The organism is Acinetobacter sp. YQ_14 (assembly GCF_043102985.1).
Taxonomy (GTDB): Bacteria; Pseudomonadota; Gammaproteobacteria; order Pseudomonadales; family Moraxellaceae; genus Acinetobacter; species Acinetobacter venetianus.
Genome location: NZ_JBICJJ010000015.1, coordinates 122,843 through 147,606 on the forward strand (window position 1 = coordinate 122,843; position 24,764 = coordinate 147,606).

Annotated in this window: 24 protein-coding genes and 2 pseudogenes; 14 read left to right on the plus strand and 12 right to left on the minus strand. The window is 38.5% G+C overall.

Annotation, left to right across the window (positions count from 1 at the left end):
* Positions 1 to 57 precede the first annotated feature (57 nt).
* Positions 58 to 2,511: an LPS-assembly protein LptD gene (locus ACF8D3_RS08260; RefSeq protein WP_007481857.1), complete on the plus strand. Its 2,454-nt coding sequence runs from the start codon at positions 58 to 60 to the stop codon at positions 2,509 to 2,511.
* On the plus strand, positions 2,511 to 3,827 hold the full coding sequence (locus tag ACF8D3_RS08265; RefSeq protein WP_392471049.1) for a peptidylprolyl isomerase: 1,317 nt from the start codon (positions 2,511 to 2,513) through the stop codon (positions 3,825 to 3,827). The genes ACF8D3_RS08260 and ACF8D3_RS08265 overlap by 1 nt, the downstream gene beginning before the upstream one ends.
* 91 nt (positions 3,828 to 3,918) lie before the next feature.
* On the opposite strand, the gene fba is transcribed toward ACF8D3_RS08265, so the two are convergent.
* The 3 genes from fba to ACF8D3_RS08280 all read right to left on the minus strand — a co-directional run bounded on the left by fba (position 3,919) and on the right by ACF8D3_RS08280 (position 6,626).
* Complete coding sequence (fba, locus tag ACF8D3_RS08270; RefSeq protein ID WP_004879920.1) at positions 3,919 to 4,956, minus strand: class II fructose-bisphosphate aldolase; 1,038 nt, start codon at positions 4,954 to 4,956, stop codon at positions 3,919 to 3,921.
* Positions 4,957 to 5,160: 204 nt separating this feature from the next.
* Positions 5,161 to 6,312, minus strand: coding sequence for an ATP-dependent RNA helicase RhlB (rhlB, locus tag ACF8D3_RS08275; RefSeq protein WP_004879923.1), 1,152 nt, complete (start codon positions 6,310 to 6,312; stop codon positions 5,161 to 5,163).
* Between the two features lie 101 nt (positions 6,313 to 6,413).
* The gene (locus ACF8D3_RS08280; protein WP_000126912.1) at positions 6,414 to 6,626 is read right to left on the minus strand and encodes a cold-shock protein; all 213 of its coding nucleotides are present in this window, start codon (positions 6,624 to 6,626) and stop codon (positions 6,414 to 6,416) included.
* A gap of 354 nt (positions 6,627 to 6,980) precedes the next feature.
* Between ACF8D3_RS08280 and ACF8D3_RS08285 the strand changes: the two genes are divergently transcribed.
* From ACF8D3_RS08285 to ACF8D3_RS08305, 5 genes are all read left to right on the plus strand, one after another.
* Positions 6,981 to 7,220 (plus strand): sulfurtransferase TusA family protein, encoded by a 240-nt coding sequence (locus ACF8D3_RS08285; RefSeq protein WP_312103510.1) that lies wholly within the window; start codon positions 6,981 to 6,983, stop codon positions 7,218 to 7,220.
* Between the two features lie 131 nt (positions 7,221 to 7,351).
* Positions 7,352 to 8,221: an RNA polymerase sigma factor RpoH gene (rpoH, locus tag ACF8D3_RS08290; RefSeq protein ID WP_007481934.1), complete on the plus strand. Its 870-nt coding sequence runs from the start codon at positions 7,352 to 7,354 to the stop codon at positions 8,219 to 8,221.
* Positions 8,222 to 8,328: 107 nt separating this feature from the next.
* A complete protein-coding gene (locus ACF8D3_RS08295; RefSeq protein WP_136457882.1) occupies positions 8,329 to 8,694 on the plus strand; it encodes a DUF423 domain-containing protein in 366 nt (121 codons plus the stop codon).
* A gap of 10 nt (positions 8,695 to 8,704) precedes the next feature.
* The gene (gene thiS, locus ACF8D3_RS08300; protein WP_004879934.1) at positions 8,705 to 8,902 is read left to right on the plus strand and encodes a sulfur carrier protein ThiS; all 198 of its coding nucleotides are present in this window, start codon (positions 8,705 to 8,707) and stop codon (positions 8,900 to 8,902) included.
* A 23-nt stretch (positions 8,903 to 8,925) separates the two neighbouring features.
* On the plus strand, positions 8,926 to 9,711 hold the full coding sequence (locus ACF8D3_RS08305) for a thiazole synthase (RefSeq protein ID WP_392471050.1): 786 nt from the start codon (positions 8,926 to 8,928) through the stop codon (positions 9,709 to 9,711).
* Between the two features lie 54 nt (positions 9,712 to 9,765).
* Here the strand turns inward: ACF8D3_RS08305 and ACF8D3_RS08310 are convergent, their stop codons facing one another.
* Genes ACF8D3_RS08310 through yaaA form a run of 4 tightly spaced genes read right to left on the minus strand, consistent with a single transcriptional unit; the run spans position 9,766 to position 11,945 of the window.
* Positions 9,766 to 10,221, minus strand: a complete 456-nt coding sequence (locus ACF8D3_RS08310) for an NUDIX hydrolase (RefSeq protein ID WP_392471052.1) — start codon at positions 10,219 to 10,221, stop codon at positions 9,766 to 9,768.
* Between the two features lie 30 nt (positions 10,222 to 10,251).
* Positions 10,252 to 10,869 (minus strand): metal-dependent hydrolase, encoded by a 618-nt coding sequence (locus ACF8D3_RS08315; protein ID WP_392471054.1) that lies wholly within the window; start codon positions 10,867 to 10,869, stop codon positions 10,252 to 10,254.
* 10 nt (positions 10,870 to 10,879) lie between these two features.
* Positions 10,880 to 11,143, minus strand: a complete 264-nt coding sequence (locus ACF8D3_RS08320; protein ID WP_061518360.1) for a hypothetical protein — start codon at positions 11,141 to 11,143, stop codon at positions 10,880 to 10,882.
* Positions 11,144 to 11,162: 19 nt separating this feature from the next.
* Positions 11,163 to 11,945 carry a peroxide stress protein YaaA gene (gene yaaA / locus ACF8D3_RS08325; protein ID WP_392471055.1) on the minus strand — a complete coding sequence of 261 codons (783 nt, stop codon included), beginning with the start codon at positions 11,943 to 11,945 and terminating at the stop codon, positions 11,163 to 11,165.
* A gap of 124 nt (positions 11,946 to 12,069) precedes the next feature.
* On the opposite strand from yaaA, the gene ACF8D3_RS08330 reads away from it, so the two are divergent.
* Both ACF8D3_RS08330 and ACF8D3_RS08335 read left to right on the plus strand, forming a co-directional pair.
* On the plus strand, positions 12,070 to 12,699 hold the full coding sequence (locus ACF8D3_RS08330; protein ID WP_392471056.1) for an alpha/beta hydrolase: 630 nt from the start codon (positions 12,070 to 12,072) through the stop codon (positions 12,697 to 12,699).
* A gap of 88 nt (positions 12,700 to 12,787) precedes the next feature.
* The gene (locus tag ACF8D3_RS08335) at positions 12,788 to 13,858 is read left to right on the plus strand and encodes a DUF2157 domain-containing protein (protein ID WP_392471058.1); all 1,071 of its coding nucleotides are present in this window, start codon (positions 12,788 to 12,790) and stop codon (positions 13,856 to 13,858) included.
* Here the strand turns inward: ACF8D3_RS08335 and rtcR are convergent, their stop codons facing one another.
* Positions 13,859 to 15,454, minus strand: coding sequence for an RNA repair transcriptional activator RtcR (gene rtcR, locus ACF8D3_RS08340; protein ID WP_392471059.1), 1,596 nt, complete (start codon positions 15,452 to 15,454; stop codon positions 13,859 to 13,861).
* A 104-nt stretch (positions 15,455 to 15,558) separates the two neighbouring features.
* Positions 15,559 to 15,774: a hypothetical protein gene (locus ACF8D3_RS08345; RefSeq protein WP_392471060.1), complete on the minus strand. Its 216-nt coding sequence runs from the start codon at positions 15,772 to 15,774 to the stop codon at positions 15,559 to 15,561.
* Positions 15,775 to 15,888: 114 nt separating this feature from the next.
* On the opposite strand from ACF8D3_RS08345, the pseudogene ACF8D3_RS08350 reads away from it, so the two are divergent.
* Positions 15,889 to 16,849: pseudogene (locus ACF8D3_RS08350) on the plus strand (ribonuclease Z).
* A 19-nt stretch (positions 16,850 to 16,868) separates the two neighbouring features.
* On the opposite strand, the pseudogene ACF8D3_RS08355 reads toward ACF8D3_RS08350, so the two are convergent.
* Positions 16,869 to 17,160, minus strand: a pseudogene (locus tag ACF8D3_RS08355) (hypothetical protein).
* Between the two features lie 649 nt (positions 17,161 to 17,809).
* On the opposite strand from ACF8D3_RS08355, the gene ACF8D3_RS08360 reads away from it, so the two are divergent.
* The 4 genes from ACF8D3_RS08360 to rtcA all read left to right on the plus strand — a co-directional run bounded on the left by ACF8D3_RS08360 (position 17,810) and on the right by rtcA (position 21,458).
* Positions 17,810 to 19,081, plus strand: a complete 1,272-nt coding sequence (locus ACF8D3_RS08360; protein ID WP_392471061.1) for an RtcB family protein — start codon at positions 17,810 to 17,812, stop codon at positions 19,079 to 19,081.
* Positions 19,082 to 19,110: 29 nt separating this feature from the next.
* The gene (locus ACF8D3_RS08365) at positions 19,111 to 19,668 is read left to right on the plus strand and encodes a hypothetical protein (protein WP_392471062.1); all 558 of its coding nucleotides are present in this window, start codon (positions 19,111 to 19,113) and stop codon (positions 19,666 to 19,668) included.
* Between the two features lie 26 nt (positions 19,669 to 19,694).
* The gene (locus tag ACF8D3_RS08370; protein WP_212639478.1) at positions 19,695 to 20,153 is read left to right on the plus strand and encodes a DIP1984 family protein; all 459 of its coding nucleotides are present in this window, start codon (positions 19,695 to 19,697) and stop codon (positions 20,151 to 20,153) included.
* A gap of 258 nt (positions 20,154 to 20,411) precedes the next feature.
* On the plus strand, positions 20,412 to 21,458 hold the full coding sequence (gene rtcA, locus ACF8D3_RS08375) for an RNA 3'-terminal phosphate cyclase (RefSeq protein WP_392471063.1): 1,047 nt from the start codon (positions 20,412 to 20,414) through the stop codon (positions 21,456 to 21,458).
* A gap of 33 nt (positions 21,459 to 21,491) precedes the next feature.
* Here the strand turns inward: rtcA and ACF8D3_RS08380 are convergent, their stop codons facing one another.
* Both ACF8D3_RS08380 and ACF8D3_RS08385 read right to left on the minus strand, forming a co-directional pair.
* Positions 21,492 to 22,952, minus strand: a complete 1,461-nt coding sequence (locus ACF8D3_RS08380; protein ID WP_392471064.1) for an aminoacyl-histidine dipeptidase — start codon at positions 22,950 to 22,952, stop codon at positions 21,492 to 21,494.
* Positions 22,953 to 23,117: 165 nt separating this feature from the next.
* On the minus strand, positions 23,118 to 24,548 hold the full coding sequence (locus tag ACF8D3_RS08385; protein WP_392471066.1) for a formylglycine-generating enzyme family protein: 1,431 nt from the start codon (positions 24,546 to 24,548) through the stop codon (positions 23,118 to 23,120).
* Positions 24,549 to 24,764 lie beyond the last annotated feature (216 nt).

Below are 24,764 nucleotides of genomic sequence, written 5' to 3' on the forward strand. Positions count from 1 at the left end.
TTTTCTCTATGATGCGACAATAATTAATTGTGAATTAGCGTACTGGTTAATGAGACAATGAAACATCAGTTTAAATTTAATCCTTTAGCAACTGCTATTTTGACACTCTTGTGTGGCGGCTCGATTCAATCAAGTTTCGCAGCAACAGATTCGTCTCATGTCTCGACTTTAGACAATGCCCAGCTTAAAGCTAAACTTCAACAAGACCAAGAAAGCTTTCCTGGTCAAAAGTTTTTTCAACAGTATTACGTTGATAAATCTGCACCAGAAGCACAGTTACGTGATAACCGTTACTTAAGCTCTTCTTTCTGCCAAGGAACATGGGTTACACCGATTAACCCCGAAACCAAAGCTGTTGATGCAAGTAGCACAACCTCTGTCATCACGGCTGACTATGGCCACTACAATCCTGAAGGTGATTCAGTCCTACAAGGCAACGTTATAATTGACCAAGAAGGACGAACCATTCGTGCAGATCAAGTGACGATTGATTCAACTCAAACATATGCAAATGCACAAGGTCGTGTTCAGCTTGCACAATCAGGTTTATTAACGCAAAGTGACCAAATTAACTATAACTTAAAGACCCAAACTGGCGATTTAAACAATAGTTTTTATATTTCTGAACAACAACATGCACATGGCCATGCAAGTCAGATCAAACGTGCGAATGAAAATCTTGTTATTTTAAAAGATGCGAGCTATACGGCTTGCCCACCCGAGCAGAAACCAGCTTGGCGAATTCAAGCTAAAGAAATTGAGCTGAATCAAGATACAGGCCGAGGTGTAACTCGCGGTACAAAGTTATATGTTAAGGATGTTCCTGTTCTCGCTGTGCCCTACTTTAACTTCCCGATTGATGATCGCCGCACGACTGGTATTTTAAATCCAAACTTTGGTTATAGTAATGATGGTGGTGCTCAACTTACTGTTCCAGTATATCTAAACCTTGCACCAAACTATGATCTAACATTAACCCCAAGCTACATGAGTAAACGCGGTGTCAAGTTAGATGCCGAATTTAGATACATGACTGAAAACTTTGGTTCTGGTCGTATTTGGGGTGGTTATTTACCAACAGATAATCAATACGACAACAAAGATCGTGAAGATTTACATTTCCTGCATAACTGGAAAATTAACGATCAATGGTCTACAAACCTAGAATACAACCATGCATCTGATAAAGATTATTTCTCAGACTTTAATACAAGCCCAAATTCAAAAACGGACTTGAACTTACGCCGCGCATGGGAGCTAAACTACCAAAATGGTATTCCCGGGCTTAAGGCACAATTGAAAGTCGAAGACTTCCAAACACTGGATGAAACAATTAAAGATGCAGATAAACCTTATGCGCGTCTTCCACAATTCTTATTAAATTACGTCACTGGCGACCCTCAAGGTCTTCAATACGAATTTAACAATGATACAGCTTACTTCAAAAAATCGATTAATGATGGCTCAGCTTTAGAGTCAAGTGGTACACGTATCTACAACCAATTTGCAGTTCGATATAATTATCTAACCCCATCTTGGTTCTATGCGATTCCTGAAGTTTCTGTAAGAAGCATCAACACTTATTATGATCAGGACGCCCAAGTAAATCGTGGATCTGACGATTTACAAAAGTCAGTTGTGGTTCCACAATTTACTTTTGCAACAGGTGTAACATTCGAAAAAGACGGTAAATACTTACAAAGCATTTCACCACGTGCCTTTTACGCATATTCACCTTACAAAAACCAAGAAGATTACCCTAACTTTGACTCAACAACAGCTTCAATTAGTTATGATCAACTCTTCAATCCTTATCGCTTCTACGGACATGACCGCTTAGATGACAATAACTTTTTGTCTCTAGGCGTAACATACAGCCTATTGGATACCGAAGGCTTAGAGCGAATCAAAGCGAGTATTGGGCAGAGTTATTATTTTAGTGATAGACGCGTAACACTAAATCAAGAGCCAGATGAATTCGACAAACAACGTCGTACTGGCCCTATTGTAAGCTTGTCTAGCCAACTCAACCAAAACTTCACTATTGCTGCGAATTCAGCATGGATGGATAGTGGTGATAATGCTCAACGAGATTTCCAAGCTTACTATGTAGGTGATAAAGGCAACCTGTATAACCTAGGTTACTTCTACCGTAAATACATTCCAGATCGCCAAGATGCATACGACCAAGCTGTTGCATCCTTTATACAACCCGTGAAAGATAATTGGCGTATTATGGGTCACGCTCAATATGATTTAGATAATAATTTAATGCGCGAATATTTACTCGGTGTAAATTATGAGTCTTGTTGTTGGGCAGTTTCCGTTTATGGTCGTTCTTACTATAACGATTTGGATGATCCCACGCTTCCTGACGTTCATAGAAAGAAAGCCATCATGGCGGAGTTTACTCTTAAAGGGCTAGGTGCTTTAAACAACAAACTTGCATCTCTGTTAGAAAATAGAGTTTTGGGTTTCAACAAAATTAATCAATCTTGGACACAACGTTAATGAAGATAAAATCTTTTCAACATATCTTTAGAGCCACTGTTCTAGCTGCCCTAATTTCTTCATCAATGCAAAGCTTTGCACAACCTACGGATGAGGTTGTTGCAATTGTTGATAGTAGTGTCATTCTTAAAAGTGATTTAGAACAAGGGATTGCAGAAACAGAACACCAGCTTAAAGCGCAAAACAAAACTGTTCCCCCATTACAATATTTGCAAATGCAGGTTCTAGACCAGCTTATTGTTCGTCAAGCTCAGTTAGAGCAAGTAAAACGATATGGTATTAAACCTGATGAGAAAAGTTTAAATGCTGCTGTTCTAAAAGTTGCAAATCAATCAGGCGCAAATAGCCTAGAAGCATTCCAACAAAAATTAGATGCGATTGCTCCGGGTACTTACGAGAGTCTACGTGCTCGTATTGCAGAAGATCTTTCGATTGGTCGTTTACGCCAACAACAAGTAATGTCACGTATTAAAATTAGCGATCACGATGTTGAAAACTTTTTAAACTCACCTGAAGGTCAAGCTGCACTTGGTACACAAGCACACGTAATTCATATGCGGATTTCAGGTGACAACACTAAAGAAGTTCAAAAAATAGCAAAAGAAGTTAAGCAAGCTTTAGCCAACAATGATGATCCTAAAGCAATTAGCTCTAAATTTTCTACTTCTACGGTAACTGTTGATGGTGCTGACATGGGCTTCCGCTCATTATCAGAAATACCAACTGAACTATCTGCACGAATTGCGCCATTGAAAGTTGGTCAAACCACTGAACTTATTAATGTTCGTGATGGTGTGCATGTTTTAAAATTACTTGATCGCAAACAAAATGATCAAAAAGCGCTTGTGCCTCAATATCTAACACGTCATATCCTGATTCAGCCATCAGAAGTTGTTAGCCTTGATCGTGCTAAACAAATGATCGACAGCTTATATAATCGTGCTAAAGCTGGTGAAGATTTTGGCACTCTAGCTGCAACATATTCAAACGACACTGGCTCTGCACGTGATGGCGGTAGCTTAGGTTGGGTGAGCCCAGGCACCATGGTTCCTGAATTTGAACAAGTTATGAAAGACACACCTGTTGGTCAAGTCAGCAAACCATTCCAAACACAGTTTGGATGGCACATTCTGCAAGTGAGCGATACGCGCCAACAAGACATGACCAAAGAGGTTCAAGAACGTATGGCTCGTCAAATTCTTGGTGAACGTCAGTTTGATACCGAGGTTGATAGCTGGATGCGTGAACTTCGTGCAAATGCCTATGTTGAAATCAAAGACGTGAGCTTAGATTCCAAAGCTCAACAGAATAAATAACAGAAAAAAGCCAGCAATTTACTGGCTTTTTCATCTCACCCCTAAAAATAAAAATAGCGGCAATTGCCGCTATTTTTGCATTACAAAATGATTATTTGTAACGATCAACCATTTTCTCTAAAGAGATTGGGCGAATCTTATCTGCATTACCAGCCGTACCAAATGCTTCGTAACGAGCAACACAGATATCTTTCATTGCTTCAACTGTTTCACCAAAGAATTTACGTGGATCAAATTCACTTGGTTTTTCAGACATCATACGGCGCATTGCACCTGTAGAAGCCAAACGCAAATCAGTGTCAATATTGATCTTACGCACACCATGTTTAATCGCTTCTACAAGCTGATCTACCGGCACACCATAAGTTTCTTTAATATCGCCACCATATTGGTTAATAATCGCCAACCATTCTTGTGGTACAGAGCTTGAACCATGCATTACAAGATGCGTATTTGGCAATGCGGCGTGAATTTCCTTAATACGATCAATCGCTAAGATATCACCTGTAGGTGGGCGAGTAAACTTGTACGCACCATGAGATGTTCCCACAGCAATAGCCAAAGCATCAACGTTTGTATCAGCTACGAACTGGGTTGCTTCTTCTACAGAAGTTAACAACTGAGAATGGTCTAGCACACCTTCTGCACCAACACCATCTTCCTCACCCGCCATACCAGTTTCAAGGCTACCTAAGCAACCGATCTCACCTTCAACAGACACACCACAAGCATGTGCCATCGCAACAACACGACGTGTTACATCAACATTATAGTCATATGAAGTTGGTGTTTTACCATCAGCACCTAATGAACCATCCATCATCACTGAGCTAAAACCCAATTGGATAGAACGCTGGCACACATCAGGACTTGTACCATGATCTTGGTGCATTACCACTGGAATATGTGGCCATTCTTCAATTGCAGCTAGAATAAGATGACGTAAGAAAGGTGCACCCGCATATTTACGCGCACCTGCTGATGCTTGCACGATTACAGGTGAATTAGTTGCATCTGCCGCGAGCATGATTGCGCGCATTTGTTCTAAGTTGTTTACGTTAAACGCTGGTACGCCGTAGTTATGTTCTGCAGCGTGATCCAAGAGCTGGCGCATTGAGATAAGTGCCATAATATCCTCCCAGGTAATGCGCCATATTCTACATGTTGATTTATTTCAATTCAGCAACTAATCACAGTAAATCAAAAAAAATCCTCAATCTTTTGTGTAATTTGAGTACTAAATTGTATTTAAAAATAAAAAAGATCAAATCACAGCATGATTTGATCTTTTTATAAATGTTTTTATTAAGTCAAATGATAGATTTTGTTTAACTTAACAATAACCTTCCAAACGTGTTAGAGGTAATTTCTTACCAATCGCCTTTTCAATTTCTGGCAAATAAAATGCATCATCTTCTGACAAGAAGCTGATACTTACACCTTGTGCACCTGCACGACCAGTACGGCCAATACGATGTACATAATCATCAGACTGTTCAGGCAAAGTAAAATTAATGACGTGCGATACACCATCAACATGAATACCACGACCCGCAACATCAGTTGCAATCATAATATTATTTTTACCCTGCTTAAATTGATCGAGCATTTTTAGGCGCTTGTCTTGCGCAATTTCACCTGACAACATACCAACTTTATAACCATCACGTTTCAAATGATCATAAAGACGACGTACTTGATCACGACGATTCGCAAAAATCATCACCTTATCAATCGGCTCATCTTTCAAAATTTCTTGTAGTAGTTTGTATTTATCTTTATTTTCTACAACATACACACGCTGCTCAACATCGTTATTAGTTTTCTGTTCAGGCTCAATTTCCACCGTCACAGGCTCAAATAACCATTGACGCGCAAGATTCAAAACATCATAGCTAAATGTTGCTGAGAACATTAAAGTTTGACGTTGCTCTTTAAATGGCGAATAACGAACGATTCGTTTTACCGACGGAATAAAACCCATATCAAGCAATCGGTCAGCTTCATCAATCACCAAAAATTCAATTCGATCCAACCAAACTTCTTTTTGTTCAACGAAATCAATTAAACGCCCCGGTGTCGCCACAATAATGTCGACAAAGTTACGATCTAACATTTTCTTTTGTTTATCAAAATCTACACCACCTAACAATGTTACGAGATGTAAGTCTGAAAATTTGGTTAATGCTTTCGCATCACTTTCAATTTGTAGCGCCAATTCACGTGTTGGCGCTAAAATTAAAGCACGCGGCTCACCACGGAAGCGCTGATCTTGAACTGGGTTATTCAATAAATCATTGATCACACTAATTAAGAAGGCCGCAGTTTTACCTGTACCCGTTTGTGCTCGACCAATAGCATCATGCCCTGCTAATGTATATTTTAAAACCTTTTGCTGAATTGGGGTCATTTTCGTAAAACCCAAAGCATCGATTGCTTTCTTCAACTGCGGATGTAAATTTAAGGTTTCAAAACCAGATGTCATATATGCTCTCGAACCATCAATGACCAAAAGAAAGTGGCTATTATAAACAAAAACGCCCCAAATAACATTGGAGCGTTTTTATATTGCGTTAAGGCAACAAATTAGTCTAAAGGCTGAACGTTTTCAGCTTGGAAACCTTTTTGTCCTTGAACTACGCTGAATTCAACGCGTTGACCGTCACGTAATGAACGGTGACCATCACCAACGATTGCACGGAAATGAACAAATACGTCATCACCACCATTACGCTGAATAAAACCAAAGCCTTTAGTGTCGTTAAACCACTTTACTACGCCTTGTTCACGAGCTGTCATAAGTCAATCCTCAGATATTGAAAGATAAGGACCTTCCGGTGTTGCAAACAGCAGAGCCAACAAGGTTTTAAAATTTTTTATAATTTTAAAGCTTGTAATCATTCTGTAAAACTATCAACAATTTCCGGTTACATCCATTTGTTATAGGGTTTATTACAATAAATTATATCAAACACATCCTAAAACGCATCGAGCTTAACATGGGTTTATGACAATTAATAGATTTATTTAGACTATTTCAAATATTTCTATCTGTTTTTTTCAATAATTTAGCTGTTTTTTGCTGTAATTTTTCTCTCTAAAATTACAAAAAATTTTGTTAAGATAATTTTGAATTAAGCTTCACGAATTATTATGTCAGATACATCTCATTCACCTGAAATCATTGATGCAATGGGACAACCATGCCCTATGCCATTATTGATGCTGAAACGTGCTTTGAAAAAAGCTAATGCACCTAGACAATATTTATTGAAATCATCTGATCCACATAGTGAAATTGATGTAACACGATATTGCCAAATTCAGCAACTTCAATGCCAGACTCAAAAAATTTCTGAGAATGAATTTCACTATTTAATTGAATCTACATGATTCTTTGCTAAACTCTTGGTAAAGACTAGATAGATAAATTTACATTTCTATACTCAAATTTCCTTAGTGATGAAGAACATTCGCATTAAGATGAAATTGTTGACTTAAATACCATCCTATAAGGAGAATCCATGACTACTGACAGCAGCAATCAATTGATGCCCCTGTCATTGTCTGCGCCAGGTGTAAATCTCGGTGCATATATCAGTACTGTCAATCAAATTCCAATTTTAACTGCCGAGCAAGAAAAAGAACTTGCTGAACGTTATTATTATGATCAAGACCTCGATGCTGCCAAATTATTGGTGATGTCTCATTTACGCTTTGTCGTTCATATTGCTCGTAGTTATGCGGGTTACGGTTTACCTCAAGGCGATTTAATTCAAGAAGGCAACCTTGGCCTAATGAAAGCAGTTAAACGCTTCGATCCAAATATGGGCGTTCGTTTAGTTTCTTTTGCGGTTCACTGGATCAAAGCTGAAATCCATGAATATGTGATTCGTAACTGGCGTATTGTTAAAATCGCAACGACCAAAGCGCAACGTAAGTTATTCTTTAATTTACGCAGTCTGAAAAAATCGAGTAAACGCCTGACCTTAGAAGAAGCTCAAGCCATTGCCAATGATTTGAATGTGACTCCAGAACAAGTACTTGAGATGGAGGGCCGTCTAACTGCTTATGATGCTGCTTTTGAAGCTCAAGGCGATGACGATGACGATACCCCACATACTGCTCCAGCTTTGTATTTGGAAGATAATCGTTACGATCCTGCGCGTTTAGTTGAAGAAGAAGATTACGAAGCACAAAGCACATCTGCTTTGCATGAGGCCATGGATCAGCTTGATGATCGTTCACGTAATATTTTACAACGCCGCTGGTTAGATGATGACAAATCAACCCTGCATGAACTTGCTGCTGAATATAATGTTTCTGCTGAACGTATTCGCCAACTTGAAAAAAATGCAATGGAAAAAATCAAAACTGCGATGTCTGCAAGTTAAAATCAAGACAAACATAAGGGCGACAACGCCCTTTTGTTTTATCAAGCTTTGTTAAAAGCTTCGAATATGTTAACTTTGTTCATCAATTTTCAAGTTCCATTTTCATTATGTGGATAGCAATTTCTGCGCTTAATCTTGCACTTGCAGTTATGTTAGGTGCTTTTGGTGCTCATGGACTTAAATCTTTTGCCACACCTGAGCAGCTTGCTTGGTGGAGTACAGCAACACAGTATTTTTTCTATCACGCAATTGGTTTACTTATTTTAAGCGTGTTAAAAAGCACCTCTCCTAGTTTTCCTATAAAAATCCCTTTTATTTTGATCCAAATTGGCATCATTTTTTTCTGCGGTTCGTTATACATTATGGCACTTGGCCTACCTAGAATCTTAGGCGCAATTACGCCAATTGGTGGTGCATTTATGATTGCAGGATGGGTAATGCTTGCATGGCAGGCAATCAAGCATGCGAAATAAGGATTGATTCATGCATATCTATTTAAATGGTGAGTCAACAGACACGCCTTGCGAAAACCTTCAGCAACTCATTCAAGCACTAGCTCTAGAAGGCAAACGCTTTGCTGTAGAGAAGAACCAACAAATTATCCCGAAAAGTAGACTAGAGCAAACTGCAATTGCTCCTGAAGATCGTATTGAAATTATTCAAGCTGTTGGTGGCGGCTAATCGGCTAAAAATGGAGTAAGCCCATGCAAGATTACCCTTTAATTGTTGGTTCACGAACTTTTCAATCTCGTTTGTTGGTTGGAACAGGTAAATATAAAGATCTCAATGAAACTGATTTAGCCATTCAAGCCAGTGGTGCTGAAATTGTCACCGTTGCAATTCGTCGTGTAAACATTGGTCAGCATGCCGATCAACCAAATCTGCTTTCTGTGATTCCACCTGAGAAATACACAATCCTGCCAAATACCGCAGGTTGCTTCGATGCGGATAGCGCAATTCGCACCTGCATGCTGGCTCGTGAACTGCTTGATGGTCACAATCTAGTGAAGTTAGAAGTCCTTGGTGATGAAAAAACCCTATATCCGAATGTCACTGCAACACTTAAAGCAGCGCAAACCTTGATCGATGATGGTTTTGAAATCATGGTTTACACCTCGGATGATCCAATTGTCGCTCAAGAGCTTGAAAGCATGGGCTGTGTTGCGATCATGCCTTTGGGTAGCTTAATTGGTTCTGGTCTCGGTATTTTGAATCCACATACCATTTCAATCATCAAAGAAAATGCCAAAGTTCCTGTATTAGTGGATGCAGGTGTGGGTACTGCCAGTGATGCTGCGATTGCAATGGAATTGGGTTGTGACGGCGTACTGATGAACACGGCGATTGCTGCGGCTCAAAATCCAATCTTGATGGCTTCTGCCATGAAAAAAGCCGTTGAAGCAGGTCGTGAAGCATTCTTGGCGGGTCGTATGCCGCGTAAGCGTATGGCCAATGCCAGCTCGCCTGAGACTGGATATTTCTTTAAGTAAGAAAACAAAGATTAGAGGGAGCTCTTTAGCTCCCTTTTTTAATACAATTACAATTTATCTTGATTCTAGATTAACAAGATGAGCAACGTGTTCAGACGATCGTAAAGCAAGATCATGTAAAACATCTGGCTTTAGCTGTTTGATCTCATGCTTTGGCATCCATGAAATCACTTGAGCTTCAGCTGCATCATCAAGATAAAAAGCTTTGGCTTGGATCTGACCCTTATAAATATAAAGAAATTCATGAAAATGCTGTCCTACGACAGGATCATAGAAAAAGTTCTCAACAATCGCGAAAAGCACAGGCGAATTGAAATACTCTCCTGTTTCTTCAAGCACTTCTCGTTGAATCCCCTCTAGAGTAGTTTCTGAAAATTTTAATCGACCCCCCACTAAAGAAATACTTCCATCAGGAAATGTAGAAACCAAAATCTGATCTTCATGCTCTATCCAAGCAGCCACACGAATATTTAGTTTTCCCTCTGCAATATCTAATGTTAAATCTTTCACTTACAAACTCAACGAATGAACTTTAATCATTTATTCTATTATATTCTTTAAATTATTTTTGGCACTCTGCTCAAAATTCTGTTGAAAATATTCAGTTTGATACAGCGGTACTGTCTGATAAAAATGCGCTAGGACTTGTTTTCTTTTAATCGAATAAACATCTGGATCTACCCAAGCATATTCATGCTGAATCTGCTGTTCGTATTCATCAAAACGCTCTGGTGAAACAGCTAGAATGGTCAAATCAATATCCAGTAAAAATTGCAAATCTAGCTCATTCGTTGCTTCATGCTTTTGCGTCGCAATAATCCATAGCTTTATCTTTTCAACAATATCAATTGATAAATCTTGAGCCAAATACTGTACGAATAGCTCCGCACTTTTCAGCTCATTATCTTTTGCTTGCGGATCATAGACCGCATCATGAAACCAAAGTGCTAACTCAACTGCATTCGCATCATTTAAATCAGATCGAATCGTTCCAACTAAAAGCAAACATTCATACAAATGCTGAACGGTATGATAGGCCCTTTGCTTTTCACTGTAGGCAGCAATCAACTTATTAAAAACTTTCTGTGGTTCAGAAAATTGATAATGTCGATCTAAATCGAACCATGAGTTTTCTAGGATCGCTAAATATTGTTGCATGATAGCTCCATCACTGAATTTCTTTATTCAACCACTTCGCTAAAGTTTCTGCTTGTTTTCGATCAAGAAATAATTGATAAAGCTTACAGGAACCAAACTCATGTTTAAGTTCCTGTTGACGTACTGGGTGATTTCCAAAACGAAAACGTCTTGTTCCATCAGCATCTAAAGGTAAGGCATAAACACCATAACTACGTGGTTCAGTCAGATGCCCTTTGATAGAGACTTGATCTGGTGAGATTGCATGTTTTAATAAATGTTCTTTAGTTAACATCTCACCTTTCCCCTTTTTTTTAAGATGCGTGTTGCTCATCCCTTTTAAATACCAATTCTTTATTTGAAGAACTTTCGGCATCAAAGTAATAACCTTCACTATCAAACGCTTTTAATTGTTCTGCTTGATTCAATTTGTTTTCAATCAAATATCTTGCCATTAAGCCACGCGCTTTTTTCGCATAGAAACTAATGACTTTATATTTTCCATTTTTTTGATCTAAGAATACAGGTTTAATAATTTCTGCCTGAATTTTCTTTTCATTCACAGATTTATAATATTCGTCAGAAGCTAAATTTACCAATACTTTTGCATCAATTTCAGCCAAATCTTGGTTAATTTGATCCGTGATCATATTTCCCCAAAATTCATATAAATTATGACCTCGTGCATTTTTTAGTTTTGTACCCATTTCTAAACGATACGGCATCATCAAATCCAACGGACGCAACAAACCATAAAGACCAGACAACATGCGTAAATGCTGTTGGGCAAAATCAATGTCTTGATCTTTTAAATGATATGCATCTAAACCTGTATACACATCACCTTTAAATGCAAACAAAGCTTGGCGTGCATTGGAAAAATCAAAATCCGCATTCCAGTCACGAAAACGATCAACATTTAAGTTGGCAATTTTCTCACTTACACTCATCAAAGTGGCGATTTCGGTTGCAGATAACTTACGACATACATCTATCAATTGTTGTGATTGTTCTAATAAACGAGGCTGTGTGTATGTGTCTGTCGGTAAAGCAGTTTCATAATCTAGTGTTTTCGCTGGAGAAATTAAAGCAAGCATATTCAATCAATATCAATTTATCTTAGTGAAACTATAACAGTTGATAATTTTTAATGCCAATTCGTGTTTTCATTCTTCATTATCGGTAAAATAGTGGATTCTTCCATTATTCATTATTTATCTTATGTCTGAGCAAATCTTCATCCAAGGTCCTGTTGGTCAAATCGAAATGTTTGTAGATCAACCCAAAGGTGAAATTACTGGCTTTGCTGTCGTCTGCCACCCTCATCCTTTACAAGGTGGAACACCTCACCACAAAGTTCCCGTCCTATTGGCTCAGATATTTAATGAAATGGGCTGCGTTGTTTATCGCCCTAGTTTTCGCGGTCTATCAGGTAGTGAAGGCACGCATGACCAAGGACACGGCGAAACGGATGATATTATGGCTGTGATTGAATACGCACGTTCAAAGCATGCAGGCTTAACATTCTACGCAGGTGGTTTCAGCTTTGGTTCTCATGTTTTAGCGAAATGCCAAGCTCAGTTGAGTGAAGACTTACGCCCAAAACAATTGATATTATGCGGACTACCTACTGGTTCTGTGGTTGACTTACGTCACTATAAAACGCCAGCGATTGACGGAGATATTCTATTTGTTCATGGTGAACAAGATGATATTACGTTGCTTTCAGACATGATCGCTTGGGCAAAACCGCAAAAACATCCGATTACTATTCTGCCAGGCGCTAACCACTTTTTTACAGGTTATTTAAAGCAATTAAGACAAGTCATTTCTCGCTTTTTAAAACTGTAGAATTAACAACAAATTATTAAAAAAGTATACTTGTTTTGAATCCGATGTCTGTTATATCAGTAAAGATGAATAGGCATTAGGGTTCTATATGAAGTTAAATAAAAAACAGGGACTTTTTTTAAAGCAAACCATTGAGTATTGGCAACAACAAGGTACGATCACCCCTGATGTTGCAAAGGATTTACAAAATAGCTTTTCTGTTCGCTCCTTTGATTGGGAACGGCTAGCTAAATATTCTTTTTGGATTTCAATGATCTGTGCAGTCATAGCAATTGCTGCAATCACTGCCGATAAATTCTTATTAGACTTGATTGCGAGAATATTCGTTGACTCAAAGATCACTCCATGTCTGATTTTTGCTGGCGTGGCAACTGGTTTTTATGCTTTTGCCTATCGTCGACGCAAAACAAAACCATTACATCAATTTAGTAATGAGGCCATTATTTTTGCTGGCGTAATTTCCACTGCAGCTTCTGTTGCTTATTTTGGACAAGCAATCGACACGGGCAGCGGGCATTTTTCTTTATTATTTTTACTCTCCACTGTCATTTATGCTGCACTCGCATTTTGGTTTCCATCCAAACTCATTTGGGTCTTTTCACTTCTCTCCTTAGGTTCATGGTTCGGTGCAGAGACAGGCTATATGTCAGGTTGGGGCGCATACTATCTAGGCATGAATTTTCCTTTACGCTTCGTCATGTTCGGCATAGTACTGATTGGCTTGAGTTTACTGTTTAAACGATATACTTACTTTAAAAACTTTGCACACTCAACTTACGTGATGGGATTACTGTATTTATTTATTGCATTATGGATTCTGTCAATCTTTGGAAATTATGGCGACTTGAATAGTTGGTACAGTGTTAAACAATATGAACTCTTACACTGGGGCATCTTATTTGGTTTTATTGCGATTATTGCAATCGTATATGGTTTAAAACATGATGATGCAACATCTCGTGGCTTTGGTATTACCTTTTTATTTCTAAATCTTTATACCAAATATTTTGAGTTTTTCTGGAATGGAATGCATAAAGCAATTTTCTTTATTGTGCTCGCAGCCTCGTTCTGGTGGATTGGTCGACATGCTGAAAAACTATGGAATTTAGAGTTTCTCTCGAGCCAATCTCAGAACAAAAGAAATCATCCTGTTAAATAACTATTGAAAATCACTCCAATTTAAACCAAACCGAGCCAAATACTTTTTGACTCGGTCACTATCATTGGTGGTATTACGTTGCTGGCGTGAAGCAGCAAACAGTTGACGTCCAGCATCTGCCATCGACTTAGAATTTTCACAGACTTGAAGTACTCCTCGTAGTTGAATCTGATCAAACTCATCAATCTCGCTCAACTGCGTTTGATCTAAGTATTTCAGTAGAATATCTACGTCTTTAGAGTGGTTTTGTGTGGCTTGAATCGACCACAGCTGCTTCAAACGTTGAATTTCCTTTTCCACCGTTTCTGAGCGGATTAACTCGCCACTGGATAAGGTTGCTAATCGTGTCACACTGGCAGTTAAATCACGGAAATTACCCTGCCACGATGCCTCTCTTGATTTAGCAAATTTTAAATACATATCGAGTGCATCACGTTGAAAACGTAATTGTCTTTGATGGTTTGCAGCAAAACGTTGTAATTCAAACTCAACATTTGGAGCAATATCTTCAATTCGATCTTTAAGGTTCGGCAAAAAGAAAGTCCATGTGTTTAGTCTAGCCCATAAATCCTCACGAAAACGACCTGCTTGCACTTCTGCTCTCAGGTCTTTATTCGTTCCTGCAATCAATTGAAAATCGGCCTGAACCTCTTTGTCACTTCCGACAGGAAAAAAGGATTTATCCTCAAGCGCTTTAAGCAACATCGCCTGCTCATCTAGTCCAAGCTCACCAATTTCATCCAAAAACAAGATACCTTGATCGGCACTTTTCAACAATCCTGTCCGTGAAGCTGCTGCCCCTGTAAACGCACCTTTGATATGACCAAATAGACTCGACATAGCACTATCACCACGCAACGTCGCACAGTTCACATCAACAAAACGCCCACTTAAATGAAACTTATCTTTCTTTAATTGAAAGATTTGTTTGGCTAGATGGGATTTACCTACACCTGTTGCGCCCATAATCAAAATCGGCGCGCTGGAACGTGTCGCAACCAACTCAACTTCTGTGATCAGCTCATTAAACTCATGGTTATAGGTTGAAATATTGGCTTTCAATTGTTGCCAGTTTTGTTGCTGTTCATCTTCAAAACGCTGTTTAAGAACATCATAGCGAGACAAATCAAGATCAATGATGCGATATTCACCTTCGGGTGTTTTTTGTTGATTTGGCGCACTTTGAATTAGTTTGGCAGGTAAATAATTGGCATCAACTAAGAGATACCAACAGATTTGAGCAACATGCGTGCCTGTGGTGATATGCAAAAGATAGTTATTTTTTTCGGTATCAAATGAATAACTTTTCACAAAGTCATATAGCGCACCATAAACCTCAGCAAAATCCCAAGGATCACGGATACTTACTCGCTGACCCGACACCGTAGTAGACGGTGACACGCTCTGAGCATCTTGAGCAATAAATTTGACTAAATTATGATGCTGTCGATCATGTAATAGTACCAGTTCATCCACGATCAGATCTTCATGCATTAGAAGACTCAGCGTTGGACGCCAACGCTGCCAACGATCAGGACGTTTCCCTTGATCCAAAGTAGAACCAACAAAACCAATTACAACGTTTTTTTTATTCATTTAAATCTATCATGTTGAATATTTAAAATAGCTTGATATTTCCCTGATTCAGGAAGAAAAGCCTTAAACTGATTATTTCCAATACCTATCCATAATCGCCCACATTACGTACATTCATACATATCTGCAGAATATCTTATAAACCTATCTATAATCTGCTCAGAAAATGTCTCTTTATGATTTAAAGAAGTATTCATCGTGTCATCGACTGCATCATAAAAATCAAATAAATCAACATCAGTAATAAAAGAAGCTTTGTATGGAATTTGATCTGTCTGATCAACAATCACATGACCACATACACATCCTAGTTTACTCATTCGAGGCTATGCCCTTAAATCTTTTTATTGATCTTATGATCTTTGCACATCATTTTCTATAAAATTTTATATTTTCATATACAATGACCTTTTCATTAAAAAAATTCCAACAAGATGCTTCATTTTACTTTTTTAGGCACATCTTCAAGTACACCCACACTGACACGCAACGTCTCAGCTTTAGCGATCCGTAATAGCAAGAATAAAGATTGGATATTAGTTGATGCTGGTGAAGGCACACAGCATCGCATTCAACAGGCTAAACTCTCATTACAAAACCTAGTTGCGATCTGCATTACTCATGTTCACGGCGATCACTGTTATGGATTAGTTGGTTTATTGGCGAGTGCAGGCATGAATGCACGTACCGCATCTTTAACCATTATCGCCCCAAAGAAATTCAACAATGGATGAAATCACAGCCCAGCTGACCGATCTGCATTTACCCTACCCGCTTAATTTCATTGATGTAAATGAGGCAACTCAAATACAGCAAATAACTGATGAACTTTCGATTCATTCCCATCGACTCAGTCATCGCGTACCCAGTTTTGCATTTAGTATTATTGTGCAATACACTCAGAAGAAGTTAGATACACAAGCCTTAATTCAACTCGGCGTAGCAAAAGGCAAAGTTTGGGGCGATTTACAGCAAGGCTTAGACGTCCAGTTTAACGAGCAAACATTAAAAGCGGCTGATTTTATTCAAATCCTAACACAACGCGTTCAAGCGATTGTTGGTGGTGACAATGATCATCCTGAGTTGTTGGCACAAGCTTGCCAAGATGCCCAACTCTTGATTCATGAAAGCACCTACACCCAAGCCGTTTTAGATAAAGTGGGGTCAGGCCCAATGCATAGTTCCGCAAAGATCGTTGCAGAATTTGCTCAACAACAAGGTCTAATTAATCTGATCCTGACACACTTTAGCCCACGCCATCAAGACAGTGCTGGACAGCAAGCGATTGCTGATGAAGTCCATCAATATTATCAAGGTAATTTCTATTTAGCTGATGATTTTGATCAATTTTCCTTAGATGCGACAGGACAACTAAGTAAAGTAAAGCCAAAATAAATGAGATACGGCATTTTAATTAAGGGATGTCTGGAGATAAAAAGTCAAACAGACCTCGTAACAAGCGAAATGGTAAAGTGATGATCCAGTAAATAATCTCTACCGGAAAATCAATTAAATCTAGCCAATTCCAACTATTATCTCGATGGCGATGGCTTTCTCGTTTTGGTTTTACCCAATAAACAAGCAGAAAACAGACCAAACTTATCGCTAGAAATATAAGATTAAAATCGTCTACTAAAAAATTTATAAGACAAAATATCCCAGTAATAAATAAAAAAAATCGAGAGCAAATAACGCAAAATACCCATAGGAATTGGCAATTTATTTCTATTTTGCTATGGTTATAACATGTCTTTAAACAAAGACCTATATAACTCTTTTTCTTAAAAGACAGGTGTCAGTCTAAAAAACGCAAAGCATGTCCATTACAGTCTATCTTCAAGACGATCAAGACATTGATCAAGCTTTATACTTGCTCAATCAAAAGCATTACCACCTACAAGCTACTCGTTGGTATAAAAAACGATTTGGCTATTTTAAAAATCATCGGTCTTAAATCGTAACCGAAAGAAAATGAAAGCAATTTTAAGCTATCGAAATCACAGCTTATCACTCCAAACGCACATTTCGCCCAAGAGTACTTTGTGGTTAAAAATTGAAAAAGAACAACAATTCGCTCGAACAAATAAAAATGCAGCGGGGCATTAAATAGAATTAAAGATAAAAAAATATATATTTTTATATATTATTTATTAAAATTTTCATTATCAAAATGAATAATGTTATTTGAATATTAAATCTTATTAATAAATATCAATGTATTAAATTAAATTTACTACATTTTTAAAAAAGTTGGCACACTCACTGCAACAGTATAATCACACAACATCATTGGGATCTTGTGAATATCACCTGCCTGCAAACGCTTGGCAGGCAGGCTTTGAAAGGAAAATGAAAATGTCTGTCGTTGAACAAATCAACCAACAAGCTCAATTTGAACAAGAACAGCAACAACGTGCTTATCAGGTTCTTCAAAATGAAAAAAGTATGCCGATCAAAATGTGGACCAACGGAGTACTTGTTGATGACAACTCAAAACAACAATTGCTACAAACCGCGCAAATGCCTTTTATTTATAAATGGATGGCTGTTATGCCTGATGTTCACTTTGGTTTAGGTGCAACAATCGGAAGTGTGATTCCAACTAAAGGTGCAATTATCCCTGCTGCGGTCGGTGTCGATATCGGATGTGGAATGATGGCCACACGTACTAGCTTAACCGCATCGGATTTACCTGATAATTTACATGCTTTACGAACCGAACTTGAACGTTTGATTCCACACGGAATGACCAAAGGCCGTGGACGAGATCGTGGTTCTTGGGAAAATCCACCTGAAATGGTAGATCAAGCTTGGGCCGATTTAGTTGCAGATTTTGAGTTGATTTGTGCGAAGCACCCTCGCTTGAAAAATACCAATAACCGAAAACAGCTAGGAACACTAGGTACTGGAAATCACTTTGTAGAAGTCTGTTTGGATGAACATGACCATGTTTGGATTATGTTGCACTCCGGTTCGCGTGGTGTGGGTAATGCCATCGGTAATCATTTTATCGAGCTGGCACGTAAAGATATGCAAAAACACTTTATTAACTTACCCAACAAAGATTTAGCATATTTAGTTGAAGGAACAGAACATTTTGATGATTACTGGTTTGCTGTAGGCTGGGCACAACGTTTCGCGATGAAAAACCGTGAAATTATGATGCAAGCCGCGATCAAGGCTTTAGCAACGATTATTCCAAAGCCATTCCAAGCACGTTTGGAAGCCGTAAACTGCCACCATAACTATGTGGAAAAGGAAGAACATTACGGCGAAGAAGTAATGGTGACACGTAAAGGCGCTGTAAGTGCCAAACTTGGACAATATGGAATTATCCCAGGTTCAATGGGTGCTAAGTCCTTTATTGTTCGAGGTCTTGGAAATCAGGAATCCTTCTGTTCATGTTCGCATGGTGCAGGTCGTGTGATGAGCCGTGCGGAAGCCAAACGCCGTTTTACTGTCGAAGATCAGGTCGCCCAGACTGAAGGTGTGGAATGCCGTAAAGATGCGGCTGTGATTGATGAAATTCCATCAGCTTATAAACCGATTGAAGATGTAATGAATGCACAAAAAGATTTGGTTGAAGTGGTTTATACATTACGACAAGTGGTTTGTGTAAAGGGATAGATACCTGAGCACAACCAGAAGGTGAGCATATGTTTGTCCAATTAGATCATTTGAAGACCAAAGATTTACAATCTAATCTTGATGCCATACAAGCCGTATTTGAAGTTTTGTTGTTTGATGTCACACATCAAACAGAATCTTCAAATACGCTGACTATTCATCAACAGATGCTATTGAATTGTGAAAGTTTAGCCTTAGAAAGAACGTCATACTTGAACTCACTAGCCATAGAGGAATTAGATCGCAGCCTAGTAAATCTTAATTGTTTGGACAAACCTAATCTATTTTCTGGACACAATTGGTTTTTAAGCTTGTTAGAGGCAATCATTGATCCACCCTATGGAACAACCCTTGCCCAGTCTCATCGAGTAGCATTCTTCAAAACATTTACGCAATTATGTCTTTTAACTGAAAAAGACTGTGAAATATATGATTGGGTTGGCTACCCAGGTAGTGGTCGAGATAACGATTCCGAATGGAATGATTATTTTGAACCCGGCCGAGAATGGTGGGGGAATTGGTGCCTAACTGTCTACTCACCACAGCTAAAGAAAGGCTGTTTACTACTTGCAAGCTCAACAGATTAAAGAATAAATTTTTAGGAAAATAAAAGATGAAACTCGCAGAAGCACTTTTACTTCGAAGCGATCAACAAAAAAAGCTCGCTTCATTAAAACAACGGATCAACGCCAATGTATTGGTACAAGATGGTGATGAACCGAGTGAAGATCCAAATGAACTGATCAAACAGGTATTTGCTTTAACCCAAGAAAGCAATCAGTTGATTTGCCGTATTCATTTAACCAATGCGCAAGCAAAATTAGAGGATGACAAAATATTGCTGTCCCTATTAAGCTTACGTGATAGTTATGCCGAACAGCATAAGATTCTCATTGATGCGATTGCCAACACACATCGTGAACCTGACCGTTATAGCGCACGGGAAATTAAGTGGCAAAAAGTCATTCCTGTTTCCAATTTGCAAAAACAAGCTGATGATATCAGTGCAAAATTACGTGATTTAAATATCAAAATTCAGGCTGCAAACTGGCAGATTACTTTAGTCGAATAGACAACAAATTTTGTGGATTTAGTTCACAAGCACAGTTTGGACATACTGGGCGAGTACAAGATCCTGCTTTACTCCGATCTGAGGGATTGAAAATAATTCAGGCGGCTATGGCAGCATGTGAGCCGTGCATCAATCTTCACTGATTAGGCTCAGCACCATGTACCTAGCAAACCTTTGCCAAAAGCAAAGTCACGCGTTACTTCGCATTACCATGTACTGACAGTATGTTCATTAAATTAGAAAATAAGGAAAATAGACGTGAATAAGGCTTTGGCAAATATGCCAGCAACCATCCAAATTGATGGTTCACAAGGTGAAGGTGGCGGGCAGATCTTAAGAACTGCCCTGGCCCTTTCGATGATTACAGGTCAAGCATTTGAATTAATCAACATTCGCGCTGGGCGTAAAAAGCCAGGCTTAATGCGTCAGCATTTAGTCTGTGTACAGGCATCTCAACACATCAGCCAAGCTTATGTAGAAGGTGCTGAACTCCATAGCCAGCGTTTATATTTTGCGCCACAGCATGTACAAAATGGAAAATACCAATTCCAGATTGGTTCAGCTGGAAGTACAACACTGGTTTTGCAAACTCTTTTACCTGCGTTGTTATTGCAACATGAAGCAAGTGAATTAGCTATTTCTGGCGGCACTCACAATCCGCTTGCGCCAACGGCAGATTTTATCGAGCATTGCTTTTTACCAGCATTAGAAAAACTTGGAATAGGAGTCGAGTTTAAATTAAATAAAGCAGGTTTCTTCCCGATTGGTGCTGGTGAAATTCAAATCAAGATTCAGCCTTGGCAACATCGAAACAAACTAAATTTATTAGATCGTGGTGCTTTGCAAAGTACTGAGGCTTTTGCAGCAGCACTCAACCTTTCCGAAGAAGCACAAATTGCACAACGGGAACTTGCAACGTTAAATAAAAGATTGAAATTAGATACTCAGCAGCAATTCCATTTAAATGGCATCAGTCAAGGCAATACAGCGTATGTCAAAGTTGAACATCAACATCACGTTCAGCTATTCACAGCTTTAGGTGAAATGCGCAAAAGTGCAGAACAAATAGCCAATCATTTGGCTGAACAGGTGAAGCAATATATGGAATCTAATGCTGCTGTCGATGAATATTTAGCGGATCAGTTACTATTACCTTTGGCATTGGGGCAAGGTGGTGAATTTACCGCACAATGTATTAGCGAACATACCCGCACACAAGTCGTGATGATTGAAAAATTTATTGATTGTGCAATTGAATTTATTGAACTAGACAAAAATCTGTTTCAGGTCATTGTCAAAGTTTAAGAAGCTCATGAATGAGCTTCTTTTCTATGAAATTTATCTTACAGATTCCAAAGCCGTGACCAATAATTTCCAGCACTTCTCCACCGTATCTACTTTAACTCTTTCACCTGGTGCGTGTGCACCTTGAATATCAGGGCCAAAAGATACCATCTGTAAATCTGGATAGTGTTCAGCAATAATTCCACACTCCAAACCTGCATGTATGACTTTTAAATTCGGCTCAATTTCAAATGCAGATTGATAAGCTTGTTGCAGACATTTCAATGCAGCTGAATCTGGATTTGGTGTCCAACCCGACACCAACGGCGTTAACTCAGACTGAATTTCAAAATTGGCAAAGTGCAGTTGGATATTCTGGGCGAATGTTAGTGCTTCTTGGTTCACCATCGAACGAACCATAATTAAAGTCTTCGCCTCATCTTTAGTCAGTTTGACCACACCAATATTATTCGAGGTTTCAACCACATCAGGTAAAGCACGACTCCACTGTGAAATACCATATGGACACGTTGCCAATGCCTGCAACCAAGCTTGTTGCTGTTGTAAGATAATAACTTCATTTATCTGATTAGCATTCTGCTGCACGGTGATTTGCAACTGATCATCAATGCCTTGTAACTTTTTTTGCCATTCAGCTTGTATCACAGCAACTGCTTTTTCTAGCTCAAGTAATTGTCCCGATTTAATTGCAATTGTTGCTACAGCTTCACGTGGGATAGCATTGCGTGCGGTTCCACCGATAAACTCAACCAATCGTCCATTGGATTGCGCTAAATAGTCATTCAGGAAATTAGCTAAAATTACATTGGCATTACCACGCCCCAGATGAATATCAACACCTGAGTGACCACCTTTTAGTCCAGATACCAACAGATCAACAAAAATCAAATTTTCAGGTGCTGGTTCATATTGAAGTGACTGTCCTACTTCTAGATCAATACTGCCTGCACAGCCAAGATAGAGCTCACCCCATTCTTCGGTATCAATATTAAATAGCCATTGCCCTGTTAAAACACCCGACTCAAGCAAACGAGCACCGCTCATTCCTGCTTCTTCATCAATAGTGAGTAGGACTTCAATCGGACCATGCGCAACATCATTTGATTCTAATACAGCAAGTGCAAGTGCTACTCCGATACCATTATCTGCGCCCAATGTCGTGTTTTCAGCAATAAGCCAGCCATCTTTTAATACAGGTTGAATGGGATCTTTAAAGAAATCATGTTGAGTACCACGATTTGCCTGAGTCACCATATCTAAGTGTCCCTGCAAAATCACACCTGCAACTTGCTCTCTACCCGCTGTAGCAGCTTTTCGAATAATTAAATTGCCAATGTCATCAACATAGGTTTCTAGGTTGCGCTGTTCCGCCCAATCTTTTAGATGTTGTCTTAACTGTTGTTCGTGTTTTGATGGTCGTGGAATCTCACACAAATTCTCAAAATGTCGCCAAACCACTTGGGGAGATAGTTTAGAAAAATCAAACTGTATCATACAGTTATACTCACAAAAATAATGTATATGATGGATTTAAATATACTTAAATCATTAAAAAGTAAATATTCAATCAACGTAAATTTAGTTTATTTCTTAGCTTAAAACTTACGTCGATTTTTAATGAAAATGATCAATCATTCCTTAGTAAACTAAAAGTGATAGCTAAATTTCACGAACTAAGCGGAATCCCCACATGATCGAACGTGCTTGAGAAGTTACATAAGCATTTCGATAGGCTGTTCGAGCATTATAAGTGTTGTATATCCATGCACCTCCACGTAACACAGGGAAATTACATTGTCCGTTATTCTCCTCTCCCCAAATACGATTAGTTACAGGTGCATTCTCATAATTTGAGTGCCAACAATCATCTACCCACTCCCGTGCATTTGCTGTCATATCGTATAAACCAAAGTTGTTTGGTATAAACTTCCCAACAGGTGAGGTATAAGCATAGCCATCAGTACAATTAAATAAGTTCCACGAGCTTGTTTGTGGCAATGCAGAAACTGTGGTTGGATCTAACACATTTGCATATTTACAAGCTTGATCTCGATTCAAATCATCACCCCAGTAAAATGCAGTCGAAGTTCCTGCACGAGCAGCATATTCCCATTCGACCTCTGTAGGTAAACGGTAGGTTTGCCCTGTTTTTTTGGATAACCACTCTGCAAATACTCTCCCATCTTCACGGCGTACACATACAACAGGATCTTGCGGCGTTTGGTTCATACCTGAGTTAGTTGGGTTTAAATCATCTCGATACCACATATTAAAAACCCCATCACGTGCTTCCCAATTACGACAGCCTTGTCCCTGCCAGCCAGTTTCCTTTTGAAATGCTTGAAACTCTGCAATGGTTGTTTCATATGTAGACATAGCAAATGGCTTTTCGATTCTCACCATGTGTTGGGGTAATTCATACGGTCGCGACTGAGCGGGAACATTTTGTTGTTCTTGCTCTTGCAGATTTCCACCCATCAAAAAACTACCAGAAGGAATAACCGTCATTTCTGGACAAAAACTATCCGAACAGTCTTTAAACTTTGTTTTTTCTGGTGTTGCTTCATTAATGTTTGTATGTGTTAAAGCTGCTAATTTAATTTTAGGATTCATATTAGGAGTGTTATTTATTTGACGAATCAATAAATTTATAGTCCCTTGCCATTCGCTTAACATCTCTCTTAACATCGCAGGCCTTTCAATACTCACCCCTGTTCCGTCATAATCTGGAGCATTACATCTAGCTCTTAATGTAGTTGACTCATCAGTGAGCTGAGTCAATTTTGGAATAATCTGCTGATCCAAGAACATACTTAAATTATTTGTATCATTAAGCTTTGCTCTTAACTCCAAAGCCGATTTTTCAGCAATGTTCGCATCATTTATCACTTTAGAATAAACACTATCACATTGATTTTCTTGCCATACTAAATTTTGACTTAAATTCTGTAGGGATAAAATTGTTCCATCGACTAGTTTTTGGTTAGAAGCATTTTTAGTTGTATTTTGATCATCGCTATTACATGCCGCAAGTAAAGAAACGAACAATACACTAAAGCCTTTAAGATAATTACTAGATATAGTGGTCATATTAATTCTCTGGAAAATATTATGAATTAAAGGAGGAGATTGAGTAATTCTTTGTTAAAAATCATTTTTAAATTAATAGAAAAGTAGTTCAAAATTCAAACACTATTATTTTTTCATTTGTTGATTTTTATTAAATAATGTCACTACAAAAAAAAATATTTCTAATTAATATTAATAAAAAAAGTGGATCAACAGATTTGTTATCCACTTTAGATA

Coding starts and splice junctions, on each gene's coding strand:
- ACF8D3_RS08365 (WP_392471062.1), top strand. CDS start 19,111: ATGTTTGTCCAATTAGATCATTTGAAGACCAAAGATTTACAATCTAAT.
- ACF8D3_RS08330 (WP_392471056.1), top strand. CDS start 12,070: ATGTCTGAGCAAATCTTCATCCAAGGTCCTGTTGGTCAAATCGAAATG.
- ACF8D3_RS08315 (WP_392471054.1), bottom strand. CDS start 10,869: ATGCAACAATATTTAGCGATCCTAGAAAACTCATGGTTCGATTTAGAT.
- ACF8D3_RS08380 (WP_392471064.1), bottom strand. CDS start 22,952: ATGATACAGTTTGATTTTTCTAAACTATCTCCCCAAGTGGTTTGGCGA.
- ACF8D3_RS08305 (WP_392471050.1), top strand. CDS start 8,926: ATGCAAGATTACCCTTTAATTGTTGGTTCACGAACTTTTCAATCTCGT.
- yaaA (WP_392471055.1), bottom strand. CDS start 11,945: ATGCTTGCTTTAATTTCTCCAGCGAAAACACTAGATTATGAAACTGCT.
- ACF8D3_RS08335 (WP_392471058.1), top strand. CDS start 12,788: ATGAAGTTAAATAAAAAACAGGGACTTTTTTTAAAGCAAACCATTGAG.
- ACF8D3_RS08320 (WP_061518360.1), bottom strand. CDS start 11,143: ATGTTAACTAAAGAACATTTATTAAAACATGCAATCTCACCAGATCAA.
- ACF8D3_RS08370 (WP_212639478.1), top strand. CDS start 19,695: ATGAAACTCGCAGAAGCACTTTTACTTCGAAGCGATCAACAAAAAAAG.
- ACF8D3_RS08360 (WP_392471061.1), top strand. CDS start 17,810: ATGTCTGTCGTTGAACAAATCAACCAACAAGCTCAATTTGAACAAGAA.
- ACF8D3_RS08260 (WP_007481857.1), top strand. CDS start 58: ATGAAACATCAGTTTAAATTTAATCCTTTAGCAACTGCTATTTTGACA.
- rhlB (WP_004879923.1), bottom strand. CDS start 6,312: ATGACATCTGGTTTTGAAACCTTAAATTTACATCCGCAGTTGAAGAAA.
- ACF8D3_RS08385 (WP_392471066.1), bottom strand. CDS start 24,548: ATGACCACTATATCTAGTAATTATCTTAAAGGCTTTAGTGTATTGTTC.
- rpoH (WP_007481934.1), top strand. CDS start 7,352: ATGACTACTGACAGCAGCAATCAATTGATGCCCCTGTCATTGTCTGCG.
- fba (WP_004879920.1), bottom strand. CDS start 4,956: ATGGCACTTATCTCAATGCGCCAGCTCTTGGATCACGCTGCAGAACAT.
- ACF8D3_RS08265 (WP_392471049.1), top strand. CDS start 2,511: ATGAAGATAAAATCTTTTCAACATATCTTTAGAGCCACTGTTCTAGCT.
- ACF8D3_RS08345 (WP_392471060.1), bottom strand. CDS start 15,774: ATGAGTAAACTAGGATGTGTATGTGGTCATGTGATTGTTGATCAGACA.
- thiS (WP_004879934.1), top strand. CDS start 8,705: ATGCATATCTATTTAAATGGTGAGTCAACAGACACGCCTTGCGAAAAC.
- ACF8D3_RS08295 (WP_136457882.1), top strand. CDS start 8,329: ATGTGGATAGCAATTTCTGCGCTTAATCTTGCACTTGCAGTTATGTTA.
- ACF8D3_RS08280 (WP_000126912.1), bottom strand. CDS start 6,626: ATGACAGCTCGTGAACAAGGCGTAGTAAAGTGGTTTAACGACACTAAA.
- ACF8D3_RS08285 (WP_312103510.1), top strand. CDS start 6,981: ATGTCAGATACATCTCATTCACCTGAAATCATTGATGCAATGGGACAA.
- rtcR (WP_392471059.1), bottom strand. CDS start 15,454: ATGAATAAAAAAAACGTTGTAATTGGTTTTGTTGGTTCTACTTTGGAT.